At 36.9% G+C, this 22,093-nt stretch carries 24 protein-coding genes and 1 riboswitch; of the genes, 2 read left to right on the top strand and 22 right to left on the bottom strand.

From position 1 onward, the window contains the following. Positions 1–45 precede the first annotated feature (45 nt). The 4 genes from DS745_RS09975 to DS745_RS09960 form a co-directional block, all read right to left on the bottom strand. On the bottom strand, positions 46–1,143 hold the full coding sequence (locus tag DS745_RS09975) for an HD-GYP domain-containing protein (RefSeq protein WP_129078104.1): 1,098 nt from the start codon (positions 1,141–1,143) through the stop codon (positions 46–48). Between the two features lie 228 nt (positions 1,144–1,371). Next, entirely contained in the window at positions 1,372–1,680 is a 309-nt protein-coding gene (locus tag DS745_RS09970; RefSeq protein WP_129078103.1) for a YunC family protein, read from the bottom strand. Positions 1,681–1,913: 233 nt separating this feature from the next. Then, a complete protein-coding gene (locus DS745_RS09965; protein WP_129078102.1) occupies positions 1,914–3,314 on the bottom strand; it encodes a bifunctional metallophosphatase/5'-nucleotidase in 1,401 nt (466 codons plus the stop codon). 61 nt (positions 3,315–3,375) lie between these two features. Beyond that, complete coding sequence (locus DS745_RS09960; RefSeq protein ID WP_129078101.1) at positions 3,376–4,194, bottom strand: sulfite exporter TauE/SafE family protein; 819 nt, start codon at positions 4,192–4,194, stop codon at positions 3,376–3,378. A 408-nt stretch (positions 4,195–4,602) separates the two neighbouring features. Here DS745_RS09960 and DS745_RS24905 point away from each other — a divergent pair, with 408 nt between their 5' ends. Further along, positions 4,603–4,749 carry a hypothetical protein gene (locus DS745_RS24905; protein WP_196121231.1) on the top strand — a complete coding sequence of 49 codons (147 nt, stop codon included), beginning with the start codon at positions 4,603–4,605 and terminating at the stop codon, positions 4,747–4,749. Between the two features lie 224 nt (positions 4,750–4,973). On the opposite strand, the gene sufB is transcribed toward DS745_RS24905, so the two are convergent. The 14 genes from sufB to DS745_RS09895 form a co-directional block, all read right to left on the bottom strand. After that, positions 4,974–6,371 carry a Fe-S cluster assembly protein SufB gene (gene sufB / locus DS745_RS09955; protein WP_129078100.1) on the bottom strand — a complete coding sequence of 466 codons (1,398 nt, stop codon included), beginning with the start codon at positions 6,369–6,371 and terminating at the stop codon, positions 4,974–4,976. Between the two features lie 140 nt (positions 6,372–6,511). Beyond that, positions 6,512–6,952, bottom strand: a complete 441-nt coding sequence (gene sufU, locus DS745_RS09950) for a Fe-S cluster assembly sulfur transfer protein SufU (RefSeq protein WP_129078099.1) — start codon at positions 6,950–6,952, stop codon at positions 6,512–6,514. After that, positions 6,939–8,162, bottom strand: coding sequence for a cysteine desulfurase (locus DS745_RS09945; protein WP_129078098.1), 1,224 nt, complete (start codon positions 8,160–8,162; stop codon positions 6,939–6,941). Before DS745_RS09945 ends, sufU begins: the two co-directional genes overlap by 14 nt. Then, on the bottom strand, positions 8,162–9,448 hold the full coding sequence (sufD, locus tag DS745_RS09940; RefSeq protein ID WP_129078097.1) for a Fe-S cluster assembly protein SufD: 1,287 nt from the start codon (positions 9,446–9,448) through the stop codon (positions 8,162–8,164). Before sufD ends, DS745_RS09945 begins: the two co-directional genes overlap by 1 nt. A gap of 25 nt (positions 9,449–9,473) precedes the next feature. Next, complete coding sequence (gene sufC, locus DS745_RS09935) at positions 9,474–10,259, bottom strand: Fe-S cluster assembly ATPase SufC (protein ID WP_129078096.1); 786 nt, start codon at positions 10,257–10,259, stop codon at positions 9,474–9,476. Positions 10,260–10,743: 484 nt separating this feature from the next. After that, positions 10,744–10,899 (bottom strand): YuzK family famiily protein, encoded by a 156-nt coding sequence (locus DS745_RS24900; RefSeq protein WP_196121230.1) that lies wholly within the window; start codon positions 10,897–10,899, stop codon positions 10,744–10,746. Positions 10,900–11,105: 206 nt separating this feature from the next. Continuing rightward, on the bottom strand, positions 11,106–11,780 hold the full coding sequence (locus DS745_RS09930; RefSeq protein WP_129078095.1) for a phosphatase PAP2 family protein: 675 nt from the start codon (positions 11,778–11,780) through the stop codon (positions 11,106–11,108). A 223-nt stretch (positions 11,781–12,003) separates the two neighbouring features. Further along, positions 12,004–12,363, bottom strand: a complete 360-nt coding sequence (locus DS745_RS09925; RefSeq protein WP_129078158.1) for a carboxymuconolactone decarboxylase family protein — start codon at positions 12,361–12,363, stop codon at positions 12,004–12,006. 77 nt (positions 12,364–12,440) lie between these two features. Further along, entirely contained in the window at positions 12,441–13,025 is a 585-nt protein-coding gene (locus DS745_RS09920; protein ID WP_129078094.1) for a TetR/AcrR family transcriptional regulator, read from the bottom strand. 156 nt (positions 13,026–13,181) lie between these two features. After that, on the bottom strand, positions 13,182–14,039 hold the full coding sequence (locus DS745_RS09915; RefSeq protein WP_129078093.1) for a MetQ/NlpA family ABC transporter substrate-binding protein: 858 nt from the start codon (positions 14,037–14,039) through the stop codon (positions 13,182–13,184). Positions 14,040–14,108: 69 nt separating this feature from the next. Further along, the gene (locus DS745_RS09910) at positions 14,109–14,777 is read right to left on the bottom strand and encodes a methionine ABC transporter permease (RefSeq protein ID WP_129078092.1); all 669 of its coding nucleotides are present in this window, start codon (positions 14,775–14,777) and stop codon (positions 14,109–14,111) included. Beyond that, entirely contained in the window at positions 14,770–15,795 is a 1,026-nt protein-coding gene (locus DS745_RS09905; RefSeq protein ID WP_129078091.1) for a methionine ABC transporter ATP-binding protein, read from the bottom strand. The genes DS745_RS09910 and DS745_RS09905 overlap by 8 nt, the downstream gene beginning before the upstream one ends. Positions 15,796–15,987: 192 nt before the next feature. Continuing rightward, a riboswitch (SAM riboswitch) is annotated at positions 15,988–16,099 on the bottom strand. 99 nt (positions 16,100–16,198) lie between these two features. Next, the gene (locus DS745_RS09900; RefSeq protein ID WP_129078090.1) at positions 16,199–16,540 is read right to left on the bottom strand and encodes a hypothetical protein; all 342 of its coding nucleotides are present in this window, start codon (positions 16,538–16,540) and stop codon (positions 16,199–16,201) included. A gap of 76 nt (positions 16,541–16,616) precedes the next feature. Continuing rightward, positions 16,617–17,900 carry an MFS transporter gene (locus DS745_RS09895; RefSeq protein ID WP_129078089.1) on the bottom strand — a complete coding sequence of 428 codons (1,284 nt, stop codon included), beginning with the start codon at positions 17,898–17,900 and terminating at the stop codon, positions 16,617–16,619. A 164-nt stretch (positions 17,901–18,064) separates the two neighbouring features. On the opposite strand from DS745_RS09895, the gene DS745_RS09890 reads away from it, so the two are divergent. After that, on the top strand, positions 18,065–18,301 hold the full coding sequence (locus DS745_RS09890; RefSeq protein WP_129078088.1) for a YusG family protein: 237 nt from the start codon (positions 18,065–18,067) through the stop codon (positions 18,299–18,301). 143 nt (positions 18,302–18,444) lie between these two features. Here DS745_RS09890 and gcvH read toward each other — a convergent pair whose 3' ends face one another. The 4 genes from gcvH to DS745_RS09870 all read right to left on the bottom strand — a co-directional run bounded on the left by gcvH (position 18,445) and on the right by DS745_RS09870 (position 21,978). Beyond that, positions 18,445–18,828: a glycine cleavage system protein GcvH gene (gene gcvH / locus DS745_RS09885; RefSeq protein ID WP_129078087.1), complete on the bottom strand. Its 384-nt coding sequence runs from the start codon at positions 18,826–18,828 to the stop codon at positions 18,445–18,447. Positions 18,829–18,953: 125 nt separating this feature from the next. Then, positions 18,954–19,310, bottom strand: a complete 357-nt coding sequence (locus DS745_RS09880) for an arsenate reductase family protein (RefSeq protein WP_129078086.1) — start codon at positions 19,308–19,310, stop codon at positions 18,954–18,956. Positions 19,311–19,601: 291 nt separating this feature from the next. Further along, positions 19,602–19,787, bottom strand: a complete 186-nt coding sequence (locus DS745_RS09875; protein WP_129078085.1) for a hypothetical protein — start codon at positions 19,785–19,787, stop codon at positions 19,602–19,604. Between the two features lie 409 nt (positions 19,788–20,196). Further along, entirely contained in the window at positions 20,197–21,978 is a 1,782-nt protein-coding gene (locus tag DS745_RS09870; RefSeq protein WP_129078084.1) for an acyl-CoA dehydrogenase family protein, read from the bottom strand. Positions 21,979–22,093: the final 115 nt, after the last annotated feature.

Below are 22,093 nucleotides of genomic sequence, written 5' to 3'. Positions count from 1 at the left end.
TTAGATTTCTAAACACTCTAATAACCATTCTACATTCGTAATCCTCTATTGTTCAACTCCTAAGCGTGCTTCACATTCAATAATTGCTATGTGACGGTCTTTAAGTAAATCAATTTCATATGGTTCTACCCTTAGGCCTGCATGCTCAAAAACCCGAATAATTGGTCTCATACTAAAAAACTTATTCTGCTTCGACACTACACCTTTTCTCCCATCATTCAAATAGACGGTTAAACCAGTTGGGTAAATAGCTACTGTTCTACTAAACATTTCCACGATTTCTTTATCAAATAGCGTTCCAGCACCCGCATACAAAATTTCCAACGCTTCGTGAGGAAGCATTGCTTTCCGATAAATGCGGTTTGAGGTACAAGCATCAAATACATCCGCAACAGCTAAGATCTTGGCATAACGGTGGATTTGATCTCCACTAATTCCTTGTGGATATCCAGAGCCATTTAAACGTTCATGGTGTTGAAATGCACAATGGGCCGTAATGAGAGAAATATTCGGTGTATTACGAAGCAAATCAAATCCTGCTCTTGAATGTTGTTTAATGATCGCAAACTCTTCAGCCGTTAATCTACTGTTTTTCTCTAAAATATCCTTAGGTACCATAATCTTACCGACATCATGTAATATTGCTCCTAAACCTATTTCAAACAGTTGTTTTTCAGTGAATTTCATTTCCTTAGCTAGTCCAATTGTATAAATCGTTACATTTAAAGAGTGGGTAAAAATATAGGAATCATAGCAAAATACATCAGACAATATTGAAATCACATCATCAGCGGTTTTAATATCTGCTAAAATTTTATGAACGAGTTTTGTGAAAGTTTTACTTAGGTGAATGGTATTTATTGATTTATTAATAACATAGTGATTAGAAATTTCTGCAAATTCCTTCTTTATTGTCTGAATGGCCTCTAATCGTGTTTCTTCAGAGACAACATTTTTTACGACAATGTCACTAGTTATTTCATCATTAATGTATACGTACCCTATCCCTAATTTAATTAATCTATTGATAATTCTTTGAGATAACGGTATATCGGCTTGAATAAGCACGTTACCATTTTCATGATATACCGGCCTGCATAAAGTATCATTTTCCTTTAATGATTTTGTTGTGACTAACCTCATATAATTTCCCCTACTCTAAGACTTAGCAATTTAAAGAAAGCAAATTAAATCTAAGTATACTATCTATTGATGTTATTATAAACAAAAATCTAGTTATTGTGTTTAAATTTCGCCAAATTTCGCAGACATTCCGACAACAAATGACAAAAGTACTAGATGATAATCAATAAGTGTTCATTTTATAGGACAAAATAGCCAACCTGAAAAAATCAGATTGGCAAATTATCGTTATACCATTTTTAATAGTGCTTCGCGTCCAGTCATCCCAACAGTAATTCCTAATTCTTCTGCCGCTAATGTAACTGACTCTAACGGGGCATCAATTAATTGATCAATTGTTCTTACCCCTACCGCTCTACCCGCAATGATCTTTCTTTCTCTAAGCTTCTCATTGCTATTAAAAAGCGCTACGTCTAACGCACCGCACATGATATAACCTTTGTCGTTAGTCACCGCCATGAAGTTCGTCTTTGGTAATTTCATTTGAACTGCAGTAAATTGGTGACCGTCAATAATAATTGGTGACATTTCCAGCATCTTCCACACTCCTATTAAGAAAGATTGTAAAGTTCCTGACACTACGCTAGAACCTACTTTCGTTCTTGTTTCTATCTAGTGAGAACAACGTTAGTCTAATGTCCTCTCTATAGAAGTATGAAAAACAGCTAAAAAAGTGCATGATGCTAACCCAATTTCGCATGCTGAATTTCCCGATTAAAATTCATCATTCATAATTCATAATTCATAATTCGTAATTCATAATTCATAATTCACAATTCATTATTATCCTTAAGTTTCCACGCCAAGATATCTCGAAGTAATTCAGGCATATAATACTTTTTTACTTTCGCTGCTGCGATGGACGGATATAAGTGTCCAAAGGTAAACATATCTAATGTAGCAACCTGATACGTACGCCTATAGTCTATTTCTCTCCCATTAACCCTAATGTTAAAAATATGACTTAGACCATCTGCTAGAGAATTTTGTTCATATGTGACACCGTCAAAGACCATAATTCCCATAACTTCTCCACGAAAGCCAAAGCCTCTAACTTTTTTATAGATCATGTCCTTTGATAGAGAGTGTAAGATTACTTCTTTTAGGACCTTCCCTGAAAGTTCTACTTTACAGGGATTTATAGGGTGTGGACAAACACGATGTAAATCTCCTTTTGTCACTACACCTTCATGTAGATCCTCTAGTAGGAGCCCTGAATTAATCATACCTATTTCCCCACCACACCATTGTTTTATAGCACTTGCTAAAAGGCTCGCAAAGGAACTCGGTTTTTCCCATGAGATGTTTAATGGACTTTCAATGATACCCACCTTTGTATCAAGAACAGAATGTTGCTCGGAAGCTAAATCTTTCATGTATTGAACTGTTTCTAGACATGGAGGAAAGTTACTCACCTCTATACATCTAGCTTTAAAATCAGTTATCTTTTCTCTACTGGGCTCATACGAAAATGAAAGCTGGCCTACATAAGTACCAAACTTTCCTGCTTGATGAATAATGGTATCTTTTATAAGTAATCCATTTTCTAACACATGATGAGTATGTCCGCCTAATATGATATCAATTCCATCAACTTGATTGGCGATATCCTCATCAAAATTTAACCCTAAATGAGAAAGTAATATAACAAGGTCGGCTTGTTGTTTCACTTCTTTTACAAGTGTTGGTAAGATTTTATATGGATCTTCAATCTCCCATCCTAACGCTTCATAAAATGGTCGATATGGCATCGTTAGCCCGATAACACCTATCCTCAGTCCACTATTCACTTGAAGTATTTGATACGGCTTCACCCAAGTTGGTCGCTGCCCATTTAATTCAAAGAGGTTTGCCACAACTACTGGAAATTGTGCCTCGGTGTAAAGTTGGCACAACTCCTCCTTTGGCAGAGTTATCCCCTCATTGTTGCCAATCGTCGCACTGTCATAACCTACTTCATTCATTAACAGCACGTTTGCTTTTCCCATGGAGGCTTCCGAAAGGGGATGAAAACGATCAACGTGGTCACCGATATCAAATATGAAGACATCGTGGCCTTTTTCTTTGAAGTAGTTTCGTTCCCCATTTAACAATGTGATAATTTTCGGCCATTGTTCTAAATGACTATGTAAATCATTTGTAAAGAAAATCTCAATGTTATGAGTACCCATGGAATCACCCCTTGGAATGTAGAATGTAGAATGAACAAATCTTCATTTTGCATTGTAAATTTTAGAACAGTCCTTGATAAATCAGTCGAATACCAATAAGAATGAGGAACAGTCGTAGTAAATTGACTACTGTATCGCTTTCTAGTCTTTGGTTAATTTTCGCTCCTAGTATACCGCCAACCCATGCTCCTGGAACTAAGGCTAAGGCATATAACCAATCGACGTTTCCTAGACTAATATGGGTCATCGAACTCAAAATTGCAGATAAAAAAATCATAAACATGGAAGTAGCAACTGCGCGGTGAGGTGGAAAGCCAAAAATTAGGATCATGGCAGGAACCATAATCGAGCCACCACCAATACCAAATAAACCTGAACACATCCCGACAAAAAATGCGATCGACAAGGCTAACAGTGGATGATATCCATATTCGATTTTATCGCCGTTCACGTTTATATATTCACGTGTAATTCCATGTTTGCTTGGCTTAATTGGCTTTAGTTTCTTTCTAATAATTAGTACAAAGGATATAAAAATAATAAATGACCCAAATATAATTAAAAAAAGTCTTGCATCAATTCCATTGTTTAAATAGACTCCTAACAAAGCACCCGGTCCACTACCACAGAAAAAAAGCATTCCACTACGTAAATCTACTGTTTTTTGTTTCAAATATGTTAATGTTGATGACAGTCCCGTAAAAATCATAATTAACAGCGATGTACCAACAGCTACTTGTGGAGTTATACCAGCCAATATAGCTAAATAGCTACTTAATATCATCAAAGCAGGAACAACGATAATGCCACCGCCTAAGCCCATTAAACTTCCTAATGTACCAGCGATTAGCCCAATTACCATTAAGATAATCCATTCCATTCATATGCCCAACTTTCTAGTGTGAATAAGTATGTTTTTATTATGAACGATGCATATCAGAATGTAAAATCTAGAATCTTACCTGTAAAAATTAAAGCTTCTTACTTTTTTCGAGATCTGAGAAAATAAATAATTGCAGCGACAATGACCAATTTTACTAGTGCAATGCCAAGATAAAGTAATAGTTGATCTATCATAATATCCAAACTACTCCCCCCTTATCTACTGTTTCGACAAACGAAAGAGTTTCCCCTATTTAGATAGTAAAAAATATAAAATGTTTTAAAATATTTAATAATTAGGACATAAAACTGAATTTTCTACTACAATAGCCTTTTTATTCGATAGAAGGCTCAATAGTAACTATCTTGAATAATATATAGTAATTTTAATGAGGGAGGTGCTTTTATGTATCCTTGGTATCCATGGAGACCGCCATTTTATCCACCTTATTATCCACCATTCCCGCCTTACCCGTATCCACCATTTTATCCGCCATTCTATCCACCATATCCAAGACCGCCATTTCCACGTCCACCGAGACGCCCTTGGTAGTAGTTTGGTTGTTAATTTAATAGGCTGTTTTCGCAAAGTTTATTGCTTTTCAAAATAAGTCGCATAGGCATTGCACTAAGTTTAGCGGGCATCTTTTCTAACCTCTGCATTGAATACGTAACAAACCACTAATTAAAGACAATTTATTGTGTTCGAATAACCACAATGTTTACGAAAAGAGCCTATGAATAAAAAAAACGAGCCCGAGGGCTCGTTTTTTGTTATTATCCGATTGAACCTTCCATCTCGAACTTGATTAGGCGGTTCATCTCTACTGCATATTCCATTGGTAATTCTTTTGTAAATGGCTCAATGAAGCCCATTACGATCATTTCAGTAGCTTCTTGCTCTGAAATACCACGGCTCATTAAGTAGAATAATTGGTCTTCTGATACTTTTGATACCGTAGCCTCATGCTCTAACGTAATGTTGTTGTTAAGAATTTCGTTGTACGGAATTGTATCAGATGTAGACTCGTTATCCATGATTAGTGTATCACACTCAATTTTCGATTTAGAACCTTCTGATTTACGACCGAAGTGACAAATTCCACGGTATGTTACTTTACCGCCTTGTTTAGAGATCGACTTCGAAACGATTGTAGATGAACAGTTTGGCGCTAAGTGATGAACTTTTGCTCCTGCATCTTGGTGTTGTCCTTTACCAGCGATAGCGATTGAAAGAATTGTTCCTTTCGCGCCCTCACCTTTCATAACAACAGCAGGATATTTCATTGTTAACTTAGAACCAATGTTACCGTCAACCCACTCCATTGTTGCATGTTCATAAGCAACCGCACGTTTTGTAACTAGGTTGAAGATGTTTGGTGCCCAGTTTTGGATCGTTGTATATCGGCAATATGCGTTTTTATTAATGATGATTTCAACTACCGCACTATGAAGTGAGTTTGTAGAATACACAGGTGCAGTACAACCTTCTACATAATGAACTGAGCTATCTTCATCTGCAATGATTAACGTTCTTTCAAACTGCCCCATATTTTCAGAGTTAATACGGAAGTATGCTTGAAGTGGTGTTTCACATTTTACTCCTTTTGGAACATAGATAAATGAACCACCTGACCATACTGCTGAATTTAACGCCGCGAACTTATTATCCGCCGGAGGGATAACTGTTCCGAAGTACTTTTTAAAGATTTCTTCATCTTCACGTAGTGCTGAATCGGTATCTTTAAAAATAACTCCTAAGTCCGTTAAATCTTGTTGCATATTGTGGTAAACAACCTCAGACTCATACTGAGCTGAAACCCCAGCTAAATACTTTTGCTCTGCTTCAGGGATACCAAGTTTATCAAACGTATTTTTGATTTCTTCAGGAACTTCATCCCAAGATTTTTCTGATTTCTCAGAAGGTTTTACATAATACGTAATATCATCAAAGTGTAAGTCTGCTAAGTCGCCACCCCATAAAGGCATTGGCATTTTGTAAAATTGTTCTAATGACTTAAGACGGAAGTCAAGCATCCATTCTGGCTCTTTTTTCATTCTTGAAATTTCCTCAACGATTTCCTTCGTTAAGCCTTTTGCAGAACGGAAGATAGATACGTCTTTATCGTGAAAGCCATATTTATATTCACCGATATCAGGCATTTTTTTCGCCACTTTAAAACCCTCCTTATAATTTCTTGCTAACAAAATTCCTTCAATATGAGGAAATTATTGTTGTCCAGCAATCAAATATCATCCTAAACACTTTAGGTTTTTCAATTCATAATTCACAATTCTTAATTCCTAATTCTTAATTACTCCTCAGAGTTCAAGCCCTTCTCCATTGCCTTCCAGGCAAGAGTCGCACATTTAATACGTGCTGGAAACTTAGCTACTCCCTGAAGAGCTTCTATATCACCGAGATCAAAGCGATCTTCATCATAGTCTTTACCGAGCAAAATATTAGAAAAGATCTCTGACAATGCTAAAGCATCTTCTACAGATTTCCCTTTTACAGCCTGAGTCATCATCGATGCTGATGAAAGGCTAATCGAACAGCCTTCACCAATAAACTTGGCATCGGCAATCTTTCCGTCTTCAACCTTCATCTGTAGTTGAATACGGTCACCACATGTTGGGTTATTCATATTAACAGTTAATGAATCCCCTTCAAGCTCACCTCGATTACGAGGGTTTTTATAATGATCCATAATCACTTGACGATAAAGAGTATCTAAATTATTACCTAAAGACATTGCCGAAGTACTCCTTTGTTTTTATTAATGCTTTTACAAAAGCATCGATTTCCTCTTCTGTGTTGTAAAGGTAAAAGCTTGCTCTAGCAGTAGCTGTTACATCCAACCACTTCATCAAAGGCTGAGCACAATGATGACCTGCTCTTACTGCGATCCCTTCAGAGTCTAGCACTGTTGCAACGTCATGAGGATGGACATCATCGCAATTAAATGTAACAAGTCCAGCGCGTTTTTGCGGGCCATAGACCGTTACGCCTTCCACTTCACTTAGACGATGAAGGGCATATTGTGCTAGTGTATGCTCATGCTTCTCGATATTCTCTAAGCCAATTTCTTCAAGAAAATCGATCGCTGCTCCTAAGCCGATGGCACCAGCGATAATTGGTGTACCTCCTTCGAATTTCCAAGGAAGCTCTTTCCACGTTGATTCTTGCAGACCAACGAAGTCAATCATTTCACCACCAAATTCAATTGGGTCCATTTTGTTTAGTAGTGCTTTCTTTCCATAAAGAGCACCGATGCCAGTTGGTCCACACATTTTATGAGCAGATAATGCAAAGAAATCACAGTCTAGATCTTGCACATCAATCTTCATATGCGGAGTACTTTGAGCACCATCAACGACCATAACTGCTCCATTTCGATGGGCAATTGCAGCAATCTCTTTAATTGGATTAATACACCCAAGTACATTAGACACTTGCATTACTGATACGATCTTCGTATTTTCTGTCACTGTGTTTTCAACATCAGCTAAATCAATCGTACCATCTTGTTGTAAAGGAATATATTTTAGAGTTGCTCCTGTAGCTTTCGCAACTTGCTGCCAAGGAATGATGTTTGAATGGTGTTCCATTGGTGTAATAACAATTTCATCACCAGGGCCTACATTCGCCCGTCCGTAACTTGACGCAACAAGATTAAGTGCTGTCGTTGTTCCTCTTGTGAAAATAATTTCTTCCGTTGACTTTGCATTAATAAACTTCCGAACTTTCTCCCTCGCACCTTCATATCCATCAGTTGCTAATGTTCCTAGTGTATGCACACCTCGGTGAACATTAGAATTGTATTTACGATAATACTCATTTAACTTTTCAATGACTTGAATAGGTTTTTGCGATGTCGCAGCACTATCAAGATAGACAAGGGGGTTGCCATTTACCTGTTGGTCAAGGATTGGGAACATTTTACGGACTTCTTTAACATTCATTAGTTAACTTTCCTTTCTATAACCTCGATTAAACGCGTTTTTACAGCGTCAACAGGCATTTCTTTCACGACTGGCGCTAAGAAGCCATGTATAACAAGGCGTTCTGCTTCTTTCTTCGGTATCCCACGGCTCATTAAATAGAACATTTGCAGTGGATCAATGCGGCCAACACTCGCTGCGTGACCTGCAGTTACATCATCTTCATCAATTAATAGGATTGGATTTGCATCACCACGCGCTTTTTCGCTTAGCATTAAGACGCGTTCTGTTTGCACTCCATTTGACTTTGAAGCACCATGCTCAATTTTAGAAATACCGTTAAAGATTGAGGTAGCACTATCTTTCATAACAGCGTGAGTTAAAATTAAACCTTCAGTATGTTTACCATAATGAACAACATGTGATGTAAAGTTTTGACGTTGTTCACCTGTTCCGATCGTTACCGTCTTCTTATCAGTGAACGAACCTTCACCAACTAAGAATGTTTTGTTTTCTGAAACAGTGTTACCGTCATTAAACTGCCCAAGTGCCCATAAGATTTTCGCATCTCTTTCAGTATGTCCACGACGTACAACATACGTAGTTACACCAGTAGCAAAATTATCAACTGCACCAAAAGAAACTGTTGAACCTTGTAGTGCGTAAACTTCAGCAATGATGTTAGCAACTGCTGTTTCATTGTCTTCAGAAACATAGTTCTCAACATATGTTACTGTACTGTTTTCATCTGCAACGATTAGTACGTGGTTGAATAACCCAGCACCGCCACCAATTGAATAAATTGCTTGAAGAGGTAGCTCTACTTCAACGTTTTTCGGAACATAAATAAACGTCCCACCATTAAGTAATGCTGCATGAAGAGCTGTTAAACGATTTTCGTCCTGCGTGACAGCTTCTTTCATAAAATACTTTTGAACTAAATCACTATGCTCTTTTAAAGCAGTAGCAAAATCAGTAAAAACAACACCTTGTTCTTCTAATTGAGCTGATAGCTTTGAGTGAGCAAGTTGACCGTTCCTTAAAGCAAGGACGTTTTGCGTATCATCTTCTGACATAAGCCCTTTCACTTGCTCAGGAAGCTCTGTTCCTACTGCTGTTACTGTATGAGAAAATTGGCTAAAGTTCCAATTATCAATTTTTGTTTTATCAGGTTTTGGTAATTCTTTTGTTCCAACTAGCTCTAAAGACGAAAGGCGTTGATTTAGGAACCATTCAGGCTCATTGGCGTCTTTTGAGAAGTTGGTTACGTACTCACGATCAAATTGTAGTTGCGTATCCACTGACATTTTCTTACCTCCTCTAAATGACCAATTATGCTTCTTGCCCTACAGTTTCGTCTTCAATTCCTAACTCTTCTTTAATCCAGTCATATCCTTCAGCTTCTAAACGGTGAGCTAACTCAGGACCACCCGATTTCACAATACGACCTTGCATCATTACGTGCACAAAGTCTGGAGTGATGTAATTTAATAGACGTTGATAGTGAGTGATGATTAGACAGCCAAACTCAGAACCACGCATTGCATTTACGCCATTAGATACAACTTTAAGTGCATCGATGTCTAAACCTGAATCGATCTCATCTAAAATTGCGATTTTCGGTTCAGTCATTAATAATTGAAGGATTTCATTACGTTTCTTCTCTCCACCAGAGAAGCCTTCGTTTAAGTAACGTTGAGAATACTCTTCATCCATTTCTAACACTTTCATTTTTTCATCTAATTGACGGATGAATTTCATTAATGAAATTTCATTTCCTTCACCGCGTTTTGCGTTAATAGCTGAACGTAAAAAATCAGCAGTTGTAATCCCTGAAATTTCACTTGGATATTGCATCGCTAAGAATAAACCTTCACGTGCTCTTTCATCTACTTCCATCTCTAAAAGGTCTTTACCGTTTAATGAAGCCTCTCCACCGGTCACCTCATATTTCGGGTGTCCCATTAACGCAGAAGCAAGTGTAGATTTACCTGTTCCATTAGGTCCCATGATTGCGTGGATTTCCCCACCTTTAACCTCAATGTTAAAACCTTTTAAGATTTCTTTCCCTTCAATAGCAACACGAAGGTCTTTCACTGTTAAGTTTGTTGCTGTCATTGTTTTTTCCCTCCATTAAACGATGTTAAGATTTACGATATAAATTTTTAAACCTATATTCTCAATCTATTCTCATTACAATCTTATAACAAATAGAATTCCACTTCAAGTTTGACGACTTTTATTTCGATACTTTTTAAACTACTATGTATAGAAAGTCCATTTTGCTTAAAATCTCACTTGAAATCCTCCTATTTTTATATAGTATCAATCCCTAGTTTGCTTATTGCCCCTAAAAACATGTACACGGTTTGAAATATATGTCACTCTAGTTTGAGTTGAACTTTTAATTCTCAATTAGATAACCCCAACTAATAATCAATTATCAAGCATTAATTGAGAAAAGTCTAGAGTTTTTAACCAATTTCATGAAGAAAATTTCTAATTGAAAACTCCTATCAATTGTAATAACTCTAAAAAAATACCCATGTATAGAAGAACATAAAAAGTATGCCAGAAATCTGCTCTGGCATACTTTTCGTATCTATAAATGTTTCATATTCATTCTAATATTCGATACCATTTGCATTGACTCTTTATGGTCTTGTTCTCGCCTTCTTTCAACACGGAGACGATTTTCTAATTTTCGATTGTAATCAGCATAACCTATTCCATGTGATTGGCGCATTGCTTTTTCCATTTCATTCGTATGGTCTACCTCGATTTGATGGATAATAAATCAACCCTTTCTCATTTTTACTACGGTCTTATCGTAACATAACCACTTTATCTGAACAAAAGGTCTCTAGCGCTATATAGTTGACTCTGTTTCCCTTAGCAGCGATCTCACGTTCTCAACGATAAGATGTGGAAAATCCCTCACTTTTCCTAGCTATTTCAAGGTTATTAGTGATGTGAGTGTTGTTTATAGTACAAAGCTGGCTTTAAAACTTTTTCCTTCATTATTAGTAATGATGCCAATTCTAACCTACTAATAATTGCAAAACTCGAGATCACTAGGATTATAGAGGCAATACCGTCCAAAATAGAGTGTTGCTTAACAAAGACTGTTGATAATATGATTAATAAGCCAAAGACGTAGACAAAATATCGATTAAAAAAACTATGAATCTCACTTCGGTACATTCCGTACATGATGATAAACGTTGTAAGAACATGAATACTCGGAAAACAATTATAAGGCTGATCATTGGAATAGATAAATCGGACTAAATTAATATGGAACTCATTTCCTGTTACCACTGGTCTTGGAAAGGTTGTTTGGAAAAAGAAATAAAACAGATAACATACGACCATCCCCACATTTGTAGCAATTAAACTCTCGTAATATATTTTTCTATCTTTTTGATAGAAATAGATTAAGTAAAAAAACATAAAAAAATACCAACCGATATATGGAATAATAAATTCAGGTATAAAAGGAATTTGTTTATCGATGGTTGTCATAATATTTGTTGCTTCTGTATGGTTCTTATTTAAGTAATCATAAATTGTGTGTAACAAAGGGATGGATAGTAAATATAAAAGTGGAAAATGATTTGTAACTAGCTTTTTAAACATACTAATACTCCTTTATGTTTGATATATTTTATTGACGTTCGAGCCTAGGTAAAGGTTACAGTTTCTGCAAAAATTGTATTGCGTGTACTATGAGTAGTAATACAGTTAGTTGACAGAGACTATCTTACTCCCTTTTTTTTACAATGTCAATAAGAACATTTAAAAGTATTAGGATAAAAAAAGAGAATTAGCTAAACTTGAGCCAATTCTCTTGCAACGTAATTTAATTAATCGATTGACTAAATTCTTCCATACAATCTTGTACTAGCGTTACCGCTTGGCTTATTGCAGCGCCTCCACCAAACGCCCCTGTTACACCAATAGCTTCCCAAATCTCTTCCTCAGTACAACCTTGGTCAATACAGCCTTTTGTATGATAAATAATACAATATTCATCCTGAGAATAAACACTTATTCCTAAGGCGATTAATTGCTTTTCTTTTTGAGATAACTTCCCTTCCTCAAAACAAGCTTCCGTAAAAGCATTAAACTTTCTTGCGATATGCGGCATTTTTTCTGTGAAATGGCCTAAACCCAACTTATAGTCGTGAAGGATCTCTTCATACGAACCAGTATTCATCATTTCATCCATCATCAATTACCCCTTTCGGTTAGTTAACAATGATAGTATGAGTTTCCAGGATGTGATTTATGAATGCATTAGTTGGGATTTTTTAACCCTTTTGCAAAAACTTTTACACTATGTTCAATAAAGGTATCTAATGGAACAATCGCCACTTTTTTAACTGAAATAAATTTTGAAGAAAAGTAACCTAAATTCATCCACATAAAGCTCATAACAGTTAGATCAATGTCTAGATTGTTTATTTCTTCCCTTCTTTTCATTTCCTCTAGATACCCAACGAGATATTCTTTCATAAGCCTAGGATTTGCCGTTAGCCGTTCAGAAATCTCATCATGAATACCACTTTCCTTGTAAGCTAATAGAACAATTCTTTGGTTTTCTTCCATGAAGGTTTGATATATTCTACTTACGTTAGCAAGATCTATTTCAAGGTCATAGACCAAAGCATTATCTGAAAATAATCTATGTTTAAACGAAGATGTGTAGGTTTCAATTAAATTATCGAGTATTTCTTGTTTGGAATGATACTTTCTGAATAAAGTTATCTCTGCAATTCCTGCTACTTGAGCTATTTCCTTTGTGGTTGTCGCAGTATAACCTTTTATACTCATTAAACTCATCGCAGCTTCCAAAATCCTCCGTCTTGTTTCCTCTGGCATCAAGAAAACTTCCTTCCAATGTAAAGTATGTCTCTTGTTAATTGTAAATTATAGAAATTCACTTGCAAGGTAAACTAGGAAATCTTCACTAAACTGCCGTAATTAAGAAAAAGGAAGTTAGCCATATTGGTTAACTTCCTCGCTTTTTGTTCCTTATTATTTAGAAGCAGGTACTACGTCGCCGCCCCAATTTTCTAAGATGAAATTACGGATCACTTCTGATTGTAACACTTCAACTAACTTTTGAATTTCAGGACGATTTTCATCACCAGCGCGGACTGCAATTACGTTCACGTAAGGGTTTGTTACATCTGCTGACTCAAGCGCGATTGAGTCTTTACCAGGAGAAATACCAGCACCTAGTGCAAAATTTGAGTTAATTAATACTGCATCACCTTCGCCGTTTAAGTAAGCTGTGGGTAATAATGAAGCTTCAAAACGCGCACTAAACTTAAAGTTCTTTGGATTTTCAATGATATCTTCTAGCGTAGCATTAATTCCTACACCTTCAGCTAACGTAACTAATCCCTTTTCTTCTAACATTGCTAAGATACGACCATGGTCCGGCACAGCACTACTCATAAGAATTTCTGCACCTTCTGGAAGCTCTTCTAGACTACCCCACTTTTGTGAGTAAACACCGATTGGTTCAATGTGAATTCCACCAGCATTCACAAAACCATACCCATGCTCTTCGTTTTGTCTTGTTAAATAAGGAATGTGTTGGAAATAGTTTGCATCTAACTCATTGCCTGCTAACGCTTGGTTTGGTAACACATAATCTTGGAAACGTACAACTTCAATCTCAATTCCCTCTTCTAGTAAAATTGGCGCCGCTGCCTCTAGAACTTCAGCGTGTGGCACATTTGATGCACCGATTACTAATTTTACAACTTCTCCTGTTGCTTCCCCTGCTGTTTGTGTTTGCTCAGCTGGTTGTTCTTCTGCTGTACCACAAGCAACTAATGCAAGTGATAGAAATGCTGCACTTAAAATTCCTGCTAACTTTTTCATGTTATATAGTACCCCTTTTCTTTTGTTTTTTTATAGTTTACTTCTTTCCCAAATGAGAAAAGAAATTCATTAACGTTTGTCTGTTGCGTGTTTGAAAAAGTCCCCTATCGATTGAAGGACAAAGACGATCAGTAAAATTACGATTGTTGCTACAAATGTTACATCGTTACGACTACGTTGAAACCCATCGAGGAATGCTAAGTCACCAAGTCCACCAGCTCCCACGACACCTGCCATAGCTGTAAAAGATACAAGCGCAATCGCAGTAACCGTAATACCGGAAATTAACGCAGGGAGCGATTCTGGAATTAAAACCTTATAGATGATTTGAAAATGATTTGCTCCCATTGACTGAGCCGCTTCAACTACACCCTTATCAATTTCTCTCAGTGCAATTTCTACCATTCTCGCATAAAATGGTGCCGCACCAATGATAAGTGCTGGCAATGCTGCCTTAGCCCCTAGCATCGTTCCAACAAGAACTTTCGTGACAGGGATTAATAAGATAATTAAGATGATAAACGGAATTGATCTAAAAACATTAACGATTGCTGCTGTTAATGCATGGATCATTTTATTTTCCCAAAGGTTCCCTTTGTCTGTTAAGTAAAGCACCAAACCTAAAATAATTCCTAAAACCAACGTCACTGCTACTGATATGGAAGTCATATATAAAGTTTGTTTCGTGGCATCCCAAACTAGATCCCATTTCACATTAGGAAGTAACTCGTTAATCATGACCAATCACCTCCACCTTTACTTGCTTATCTTTCACAAATTGAATCGCACGATCTACTTCACTCGCCTCGCCATCGACATGAACGAACAACGCACCGTAAGGCCCATTTTGTGTTTGTGAAATCTTCCCTTGTAGTATATTAATATCAATATTGAAAGAACGGATCATTTGCGAGATTAACGGTTTCTCCGCATCGCCACCAACAAACGTTAGTTGAACGACCTTACCAGTCTTTGTTTGTTCTAGAAGATGTTTCACCGTCTCTTTTGTTTCTTCTGGTTCTGTAACTTGCTTAACAAATTCTTTTGTCATTTCTTGCGTAGGCTGACGGAACACATCAAGTACAGGTCCTTCCTCAACGACTTTCCCGTTTTCCATCACAGCAACTCTGTGACAAATTTTTCGGATTACATGCATTTCATGTGTAATTAAAACGATTGTTAGGCCAAATTTCTCATTAATATCAACAAGAAGATCTAAAATTGAGTCTGTCGTCTTTGGATCGAGCGCAGATGTGGCTTCGTCACACAATAATACTTTCGGATTGTTAGCTAACGCTCTGGCAATACCGACACGCTGCTTTTGACCACCACTTAGTTGGGAAGGATATGACTCTCCTCTACCTTCCAATCCAACAAGCTTAACTAATTCTTCTACTCGCTCTTTTCGTTTTTCTTTTGGTACACCAGCAATTTCAAGGGGAAAGGATATATTTTCACGAACCGTCCTTGACCAAAGCAAATTGAAATGTTGAAAGATCATGCTGATTTCTTGGCGAGCTAATCTTAAATCTTTTTTACTAAGCGCAGATAAATTTTTGCCTGCAACTTCTACCGTTCCTGAAGTTGGTCGCTCTAACATGTTAAGTGTTCGGATTAGCGTACTTTTGCCTGCACCCGAATAACCAATAATGCCATAGATCTCACCTTTATTAATTGTTAAGTTAATATTGTCAACGGCTGTTACCTGACCATCTTTCGTTTGAAACACTTTCTTTAACGAGCTTAATGTTATCACAAGGTTCACCCCTTTATTGTTTTATAGGTATTATTCACATCGGTTTACTTAGATTAACGCGTTAAAATGTCAAGGGTGCCAGGCACCTTTCGTGGACATTTCTACTAGAAATTCCATTTCAGGCGGACACTTAACATATAGAAAAACCTTTCTGCACAGTAGCACAGAAAGGTTTAATAGATAGGTTCATCCATCTCATCTTCCAAAGCCCAAGCTCTGCAGGAATTGGCACCAGTCCTAAGTATAATCACTTAGCGGTTGCCGGGTTTCATCGGGCCAGTCCCTCCACCTCTCTTGATAAGAGATATTAAATTATTTTCAAATATTTTTTCAACAGATCAAATATTACCACGGGTGTTTAAATACTGTCAATTATTATTATAAAAATTTATTTTGGCAATTTTTAACTGCTTGAAGTGCAATTTAAGTACAAAAATGTTTCTGCCTTTAAAACAGATGTGTATGTCCCTTGAACAGTAATTTCGTCCAGCTTTTTCAAGTATTGTAGCCGTTCCTCTCCCTGAAGAAGTTTCCTAAGCGCACCTTCTTTTCCTTGAATGAAAACGTCTATTTTTACATCTTCACTTGTATGTCTCAAAAGCTGTATGGTTTCTGCTTGAATTGTGACTGGATAAAGTTCTGTTTCAACCTCAAATACAATCGTAAACGGCCGTTCCTTAAATAAAGTGTGTAAGTGATGTGAGTCTTTATATCTACGTTGAAAGAACTCTAATACTTGTTTCATCTTTATATACCCCCAAGGAGATTCCTATAGACTGTATTCGCTACAGCAATGTGAATATCCTTGTGTGATTCGAATTTTACCCAGCAGGCTTCGTAGTAATTGAAACTTCCTCTACTTTTTGCTTATCAACATTTCTAAATACTAAGAAGAAGTAAACAGAGCCGATTACATATAATGCGGCCGTAATTGAAAATACATATGCATATCCATAATAGGAACCGTAAAGCATAACTATCCCCGTTGAGACTGGTCCCATGACTGCCCAACCTAAGCTAAACACCATTTGTCCAACAGAGTTAGCTAGCCCTTTCATCGAGTCATCAACACTTCGCATCATTAGCGACATTTGAATTGGGTTTCCAGCATTCATTAATGCCTGGCGGAATAAAAAGCCTAAAACAGCAAATAACAAATTTTCTGTAAAAGCTGTCAGTAGCAAAAACGGAATTGAAGATAGCTGTAGAATGACTACGGCCCGAACTTCACCAAAACGAGAAACGACTAGTGGGCCGATCAGCATCGCTACTGCAGTCATCGCTTGCCCTAATGATAAGATGACCCCAACTAGCGACTTACTAACCTCAAAACGGTCCGTGAAGTAAAGATTTAAATACGGAATTACTAAGCCTGAACCGAAGCCAATAATCAATTGAGCAACAGCAAATAGTAAGATAATTTTTACACCCTTATTGGTTTTTAAAAGATGCAAATATGATTTTCGTTCTTTCACTTCAGTAACTGTTTTTTTCCGCTCCCGTATCTTCACGATTGGAATGAGGGAGGAAAAGAAAAATAAAGCTCCAATGATTAATGTTATTCGGATACTTGTAACGCCATCCAAGGATAAAAACGTTTGGAGACCATCACTCAAACTTCCGCCTAACATATTCCCAATCACACTAGCGACCATCATAATCGCAAAATTAAAGCTGAATAGATGCACTCTTTGCTTTTCATTTGAATTCTCAGCTAGGAGTGGAATTGTTGATACTTGAATGAATGCCATAAAAATACCGCTTAGAAAAGCAGCTGTTAAAAGGAGCGATTCTTCAACAAAAATTGCCCTTGATAAGAAGACAATCGCTGATAGCAAGCCTCCAATAAAAATCACTTTTTTCCTTCCAATGCGATCACTTAAAATCCCCGCTGGAAGAAGCATAATGGCTTGAGCTGTAGCTGTCATGGCAATCACTTTACCATTCACTTGTTCATCGAAACCTAGCTCACGAATATAATAATTATAGATGATCATGAAAATACCCATACCGATATGGCCCAAAATTGATGACAGCAAGAATAATCGTACATTGCTGTTGTAGCCTTTATATTGGGTATTCCAATCTCCGAAAAATTTGCCCACTTGGTTGACTCCTTCTCGCACATATTTCGCGTCCCTAAATATAATAGTCGATTTCCAGAAAATTTGAAAGTACTTTGAACTATTTTTTTACTCCCATTTAATACCTTAAAACATTCGAGAAATCTAGGGTACGCTATTAGTAAAAGGGACTAGGAGGGAAACCATTGGAAAAGAAAATTGATATCACAAGCAAAGTCCAAGGCAAGCTAGAAGAAGGAAGTCGAATGAGTCTTTTCCTTGATGAAAGAAAAGTTGGACAGATCATCCTGACGAATCAAGGGAATCACTATGAAATGGCTGAAGGCTTTGAGTTTAAAAATGATAAGATCTATAAACAAGAAGACGATACGACTGAGTATACGAAGAAGTATGTAGATGATTGCGATATGGGTTGGTGTTAAAGGAGAATTGTCAATTGTCAATTTTGAATTGTGAATTGTTTGTGGGTAACTCATGTAGAATGTAAAATGGAAAATGAAAAACCTAAAGGATTAGGCAAAATATAAAAGCTCTCGGCCGATTGACTGGTCGAGAGCTTTTGGTATTAATCTTGTTTAATCATTGCTTCATATTCTTCAGCAGACATTAATTTTTCTAATTCTGAATTATCACTTGGCTCAATTACAATCATCCATGCGTTTTCATATGGAGATTCGTTAACTAATTCAGGTGAATCATCTAAACCATCGTTGATAGCAACTACTTTACCGCTAATAGGAGCGTAAAGCTCAGAAACAGTTTTAACAGACTCAACGCTACCAAATGGCTCGTCCGCTTGAATCTCATCTCCAACTTCAGGAAGTTCAACAAACACGATATCACCTAATTCTGACTGTGCGAAATCAGTAATTCCGATACGTACTTGGTTTCCTTCAACTTTTACCCATTCATGTTCTTCTGAGTATCTTAACTCTTTTGGTATATTCATTTCTGTTCCCTCCAACCTTCTAATTAACCACATTATGGTAGAAAAACTTTCTGTTTCTATTATACCTTTATTAGTTTAGAGTTTAAAGTTCTCAATTGTATGTTTTTGAAATAAATTAAAAACTTCTATTTCCAAGTTTGCTCAAACTGTTCTTCTTTAAAACCTACTGTTACTGTTTTTCCATCTGTAACAATTGGTCTTTTTAATAACATGCCATCAGAGCTTAACAATTCAATAACCTCTTCCTCTGAAGCAACCTTAATCTTATCTTTCAGTCCTAACTCACGATACTTTTGCCCACTTGTATTCAAGAATTTTTTTAACTCTAACCCGCTTGTTTCATACATGCTTTTAATTTCTTCATGTGTAGGTGGGTTCTCAACAATATGTACCTCTTCAAAGTCTACCCCATTCGCTTCCAACCATTTCTTAGCATTTCGGCATGTCCCACATTTAGGGTACGAATAAAACGTGATTGCCATCGCAATGTTCCTCCTTTATCGCATAATGAAAGGCTCTTTTCGTAAACTTTGCTCCTGCGGTTACTCGTCGCACAAAAAAACTGTTGCTTGCTTTTTCACCCTTAAATAATCAGAAAAATGCTTTATTACACACTAAGTTATGTAAGAAAAGAGATACTTACTAAATTAGTGGTGAATTCTGAGTACTTTGTGTGAAAAGCCGGATTTTGGGATTTTTACGAAAGAAACAAACTTTGCTAAAACAGCCAAATAAAAAAGGAATAGGACAATTCCCATCCCCCCTTCATCATACTATGAATCCATTCGATCTTTCATATCTTCTGCTCGTTTTTCTAATGTTTTATCATTAATTCCGGAGTTCCAAGCTTCTTGAATCCCTTGTTGAACAGTTGCATCTATCCCATTAAACTCTTTGACAAATGAACGGTCGAGCTCTAGTGTACCATCATAGACTATTTCGTTTTCTTGATCCTTCATTTCGCTACCCCTTTTCGTAAAAATTGATCATTTATACGTTCTTATTATCTAACCAAAGCCGATGTTCATACTCTAATGTGGGGAATCTCTTTTCGGTAATTTAATCTTTTCATTTTCTTCTGAAGTTATTATTAGGTTACAGTCCAAAATAGGGAATTTACAGTCCAAACTTACAACTTTACTGTCCAAACTATACGATTTACAGTCCAAACAAGCACATTTATGATCCAAACTTAAAAAAATACCCGTATTGGGTATTTAATTTTTAATCTATAAAAAAGCGAAAAAGCCCCATAATGGGACTTTTTCACTTGAGTTTAGTAGAGAGGAGAATGCCCTTTCTTTAGAAAGGAGGATTATTAATATTTTGGAGCCTTTGGCTCCAAATTTGTAAACAATGTAAGGTCGATTAAACTACGTAACGTTCTGCTTCAATTAGTTTTTGAGCAATTTCACGTTTTAGAGCTACAACGTTTGTTGGTGTGTGACGAGTTAACTTACGCAGGATTGATAGCATCGTACGTAGAGTATCGCCCTCTTCCATAGCAACTAATGATTCTTTTGCTGTTGCTTCGATATGGTTGAATGCTTCTTGGCAATATACTCGCGTCATCAGAAGTTTTTGGTTGTTAGCATCAACTCCGTTACGGTCAATTGCTTTTTCAGTTCTTAGAACGACTGATTCCATCGCAAACACTTCGTTAGCTAGTTCAGCAACCTTTGCTAAGATTTCTTGCTCTTTTTGTAGTGCGGGACCAAACTTTTGAGCGCCTGTTCCAGCTACCATTAAAAAGACCTTCTTAGCCATAGACACTAAATATTTTTCTTGCTCTAGTGGCTCATCGCCAATTTCTTGAGGCATCATCATCATTAATTCTTCTTGTAATGAAGTAGCTTTTTCAAGGAATGGAAGCTCACCTTTCATCGCTTTACGTAAAATTGTTGCAGGGACTAACATGCGGTTAATCTCGTTTGTTCCTTCAAAAATACGGTTAATACGAGAATTACGGTAAGCAGCCTCGATTTCGTACTCAGCCATGAAGCCATTTCCACCATGGATTTGAACACCTTCATCAACCACATAATCTAGTGCTTCTGAACCAAATACTTTATTTAAAGAGCATTCGATTGCGTATTCAGCGATTGCTTTCGCAACTGCTTTGCCGTCGTTTTTCTCTTCATCTGATAATGCATTGAAGCTATCTTCAATTAAACCACCTGTACGGTAGATTGAACTTTCTGCTGCGTACGTTTTTGCCGCCATTGTTCCAAGCTTTTCTTGAATTAAAGGAAATTGAGAAATTGGTTGCTTAAACTGCTTACGCTCGTTTGCGTATTTCACAGAGATTTCAAGCACACGCTTAGCACCACCTACACAACCTACCCCAAGCTTATAACGACCAACGTTAAGGATGTTGAAGGCAATGACGTGACCTTTACCAATTTCACCTAGTAAATTCTCTTTTGGAACTAAAGCATCTTCTAAAATTAATGTACGTGTAGAAGATCCTTTTATGCCCATTTTCTTTTCTTCTGGACCAGTTGATACTCCTTCAAACTCTCTTTCAACGATGAAAGCCGAGAAGTGTTCACCATCAATTTTTGCATACACAACGAATACGTCTGCAAAACCAGCGTTTGTGATCCATTGTTTTTCACCATTTAATACATAATGAGTACCAGCTTCATTTAATCTTGCTGTAGCTTTTGCTCCTAATGCATCAGATCCAGAACTTGGCTCAGTTAAAGCATATGCTGCTAATAACTCACCTGTTGCAAGACCAGGTAGGTACTTTTGCTTTTGCTCTTCATTACCGAAAAATACGATAGGAAGTGAACCAATCCCTACGTGAGCACCATGGCTTAAAGAGAAAGACCCAGATAGTGCAAACTTCTCTGTGATTAACGAAGAACTAATTTTATCTAAACCGATTCCGCCGTATTCTTCAGGAACATCGGCACCTAATAGACCTAGTTCACCCGCTTCTTTTAATAAGCGAACAGAACGGTCAAATTCATGATTTTCAATATGCTCAATCTCTGGTACAACTTGCTCCACCACGAAATCTTCCGTTGTTTTTGCAATCATTAATTGCTCATCAGTAAAATCCTCTGGAGTAAAAACTTTATCAGCCGTAATATCGTCTAATAAAAACGCTCCACCTTTAATAACCTTATCAGCCGTTGCCATTTATAAAGACCCCCTTAGTTAATTGATAATTGTCAATTATGAATGATGAATTGTTCTTAGTACCGCTTCGATGTACTTACAACAATCCAAAATACATAATTCTATTAATCTAGCT

This window comes from Anaerobacillus alkaliphilus, assembly GCF_004116265.1.
Classification (GTDB): domain Bacteria; phylum Bacillota; class Bacilli; order Bacillales; family Anaerobacillaceae; genus Anaerobacillus; species Anaerobacillus alkaliphilus.
This window is presented reverse-complemented; position numbering and strand designations above follow the sequence as displayed.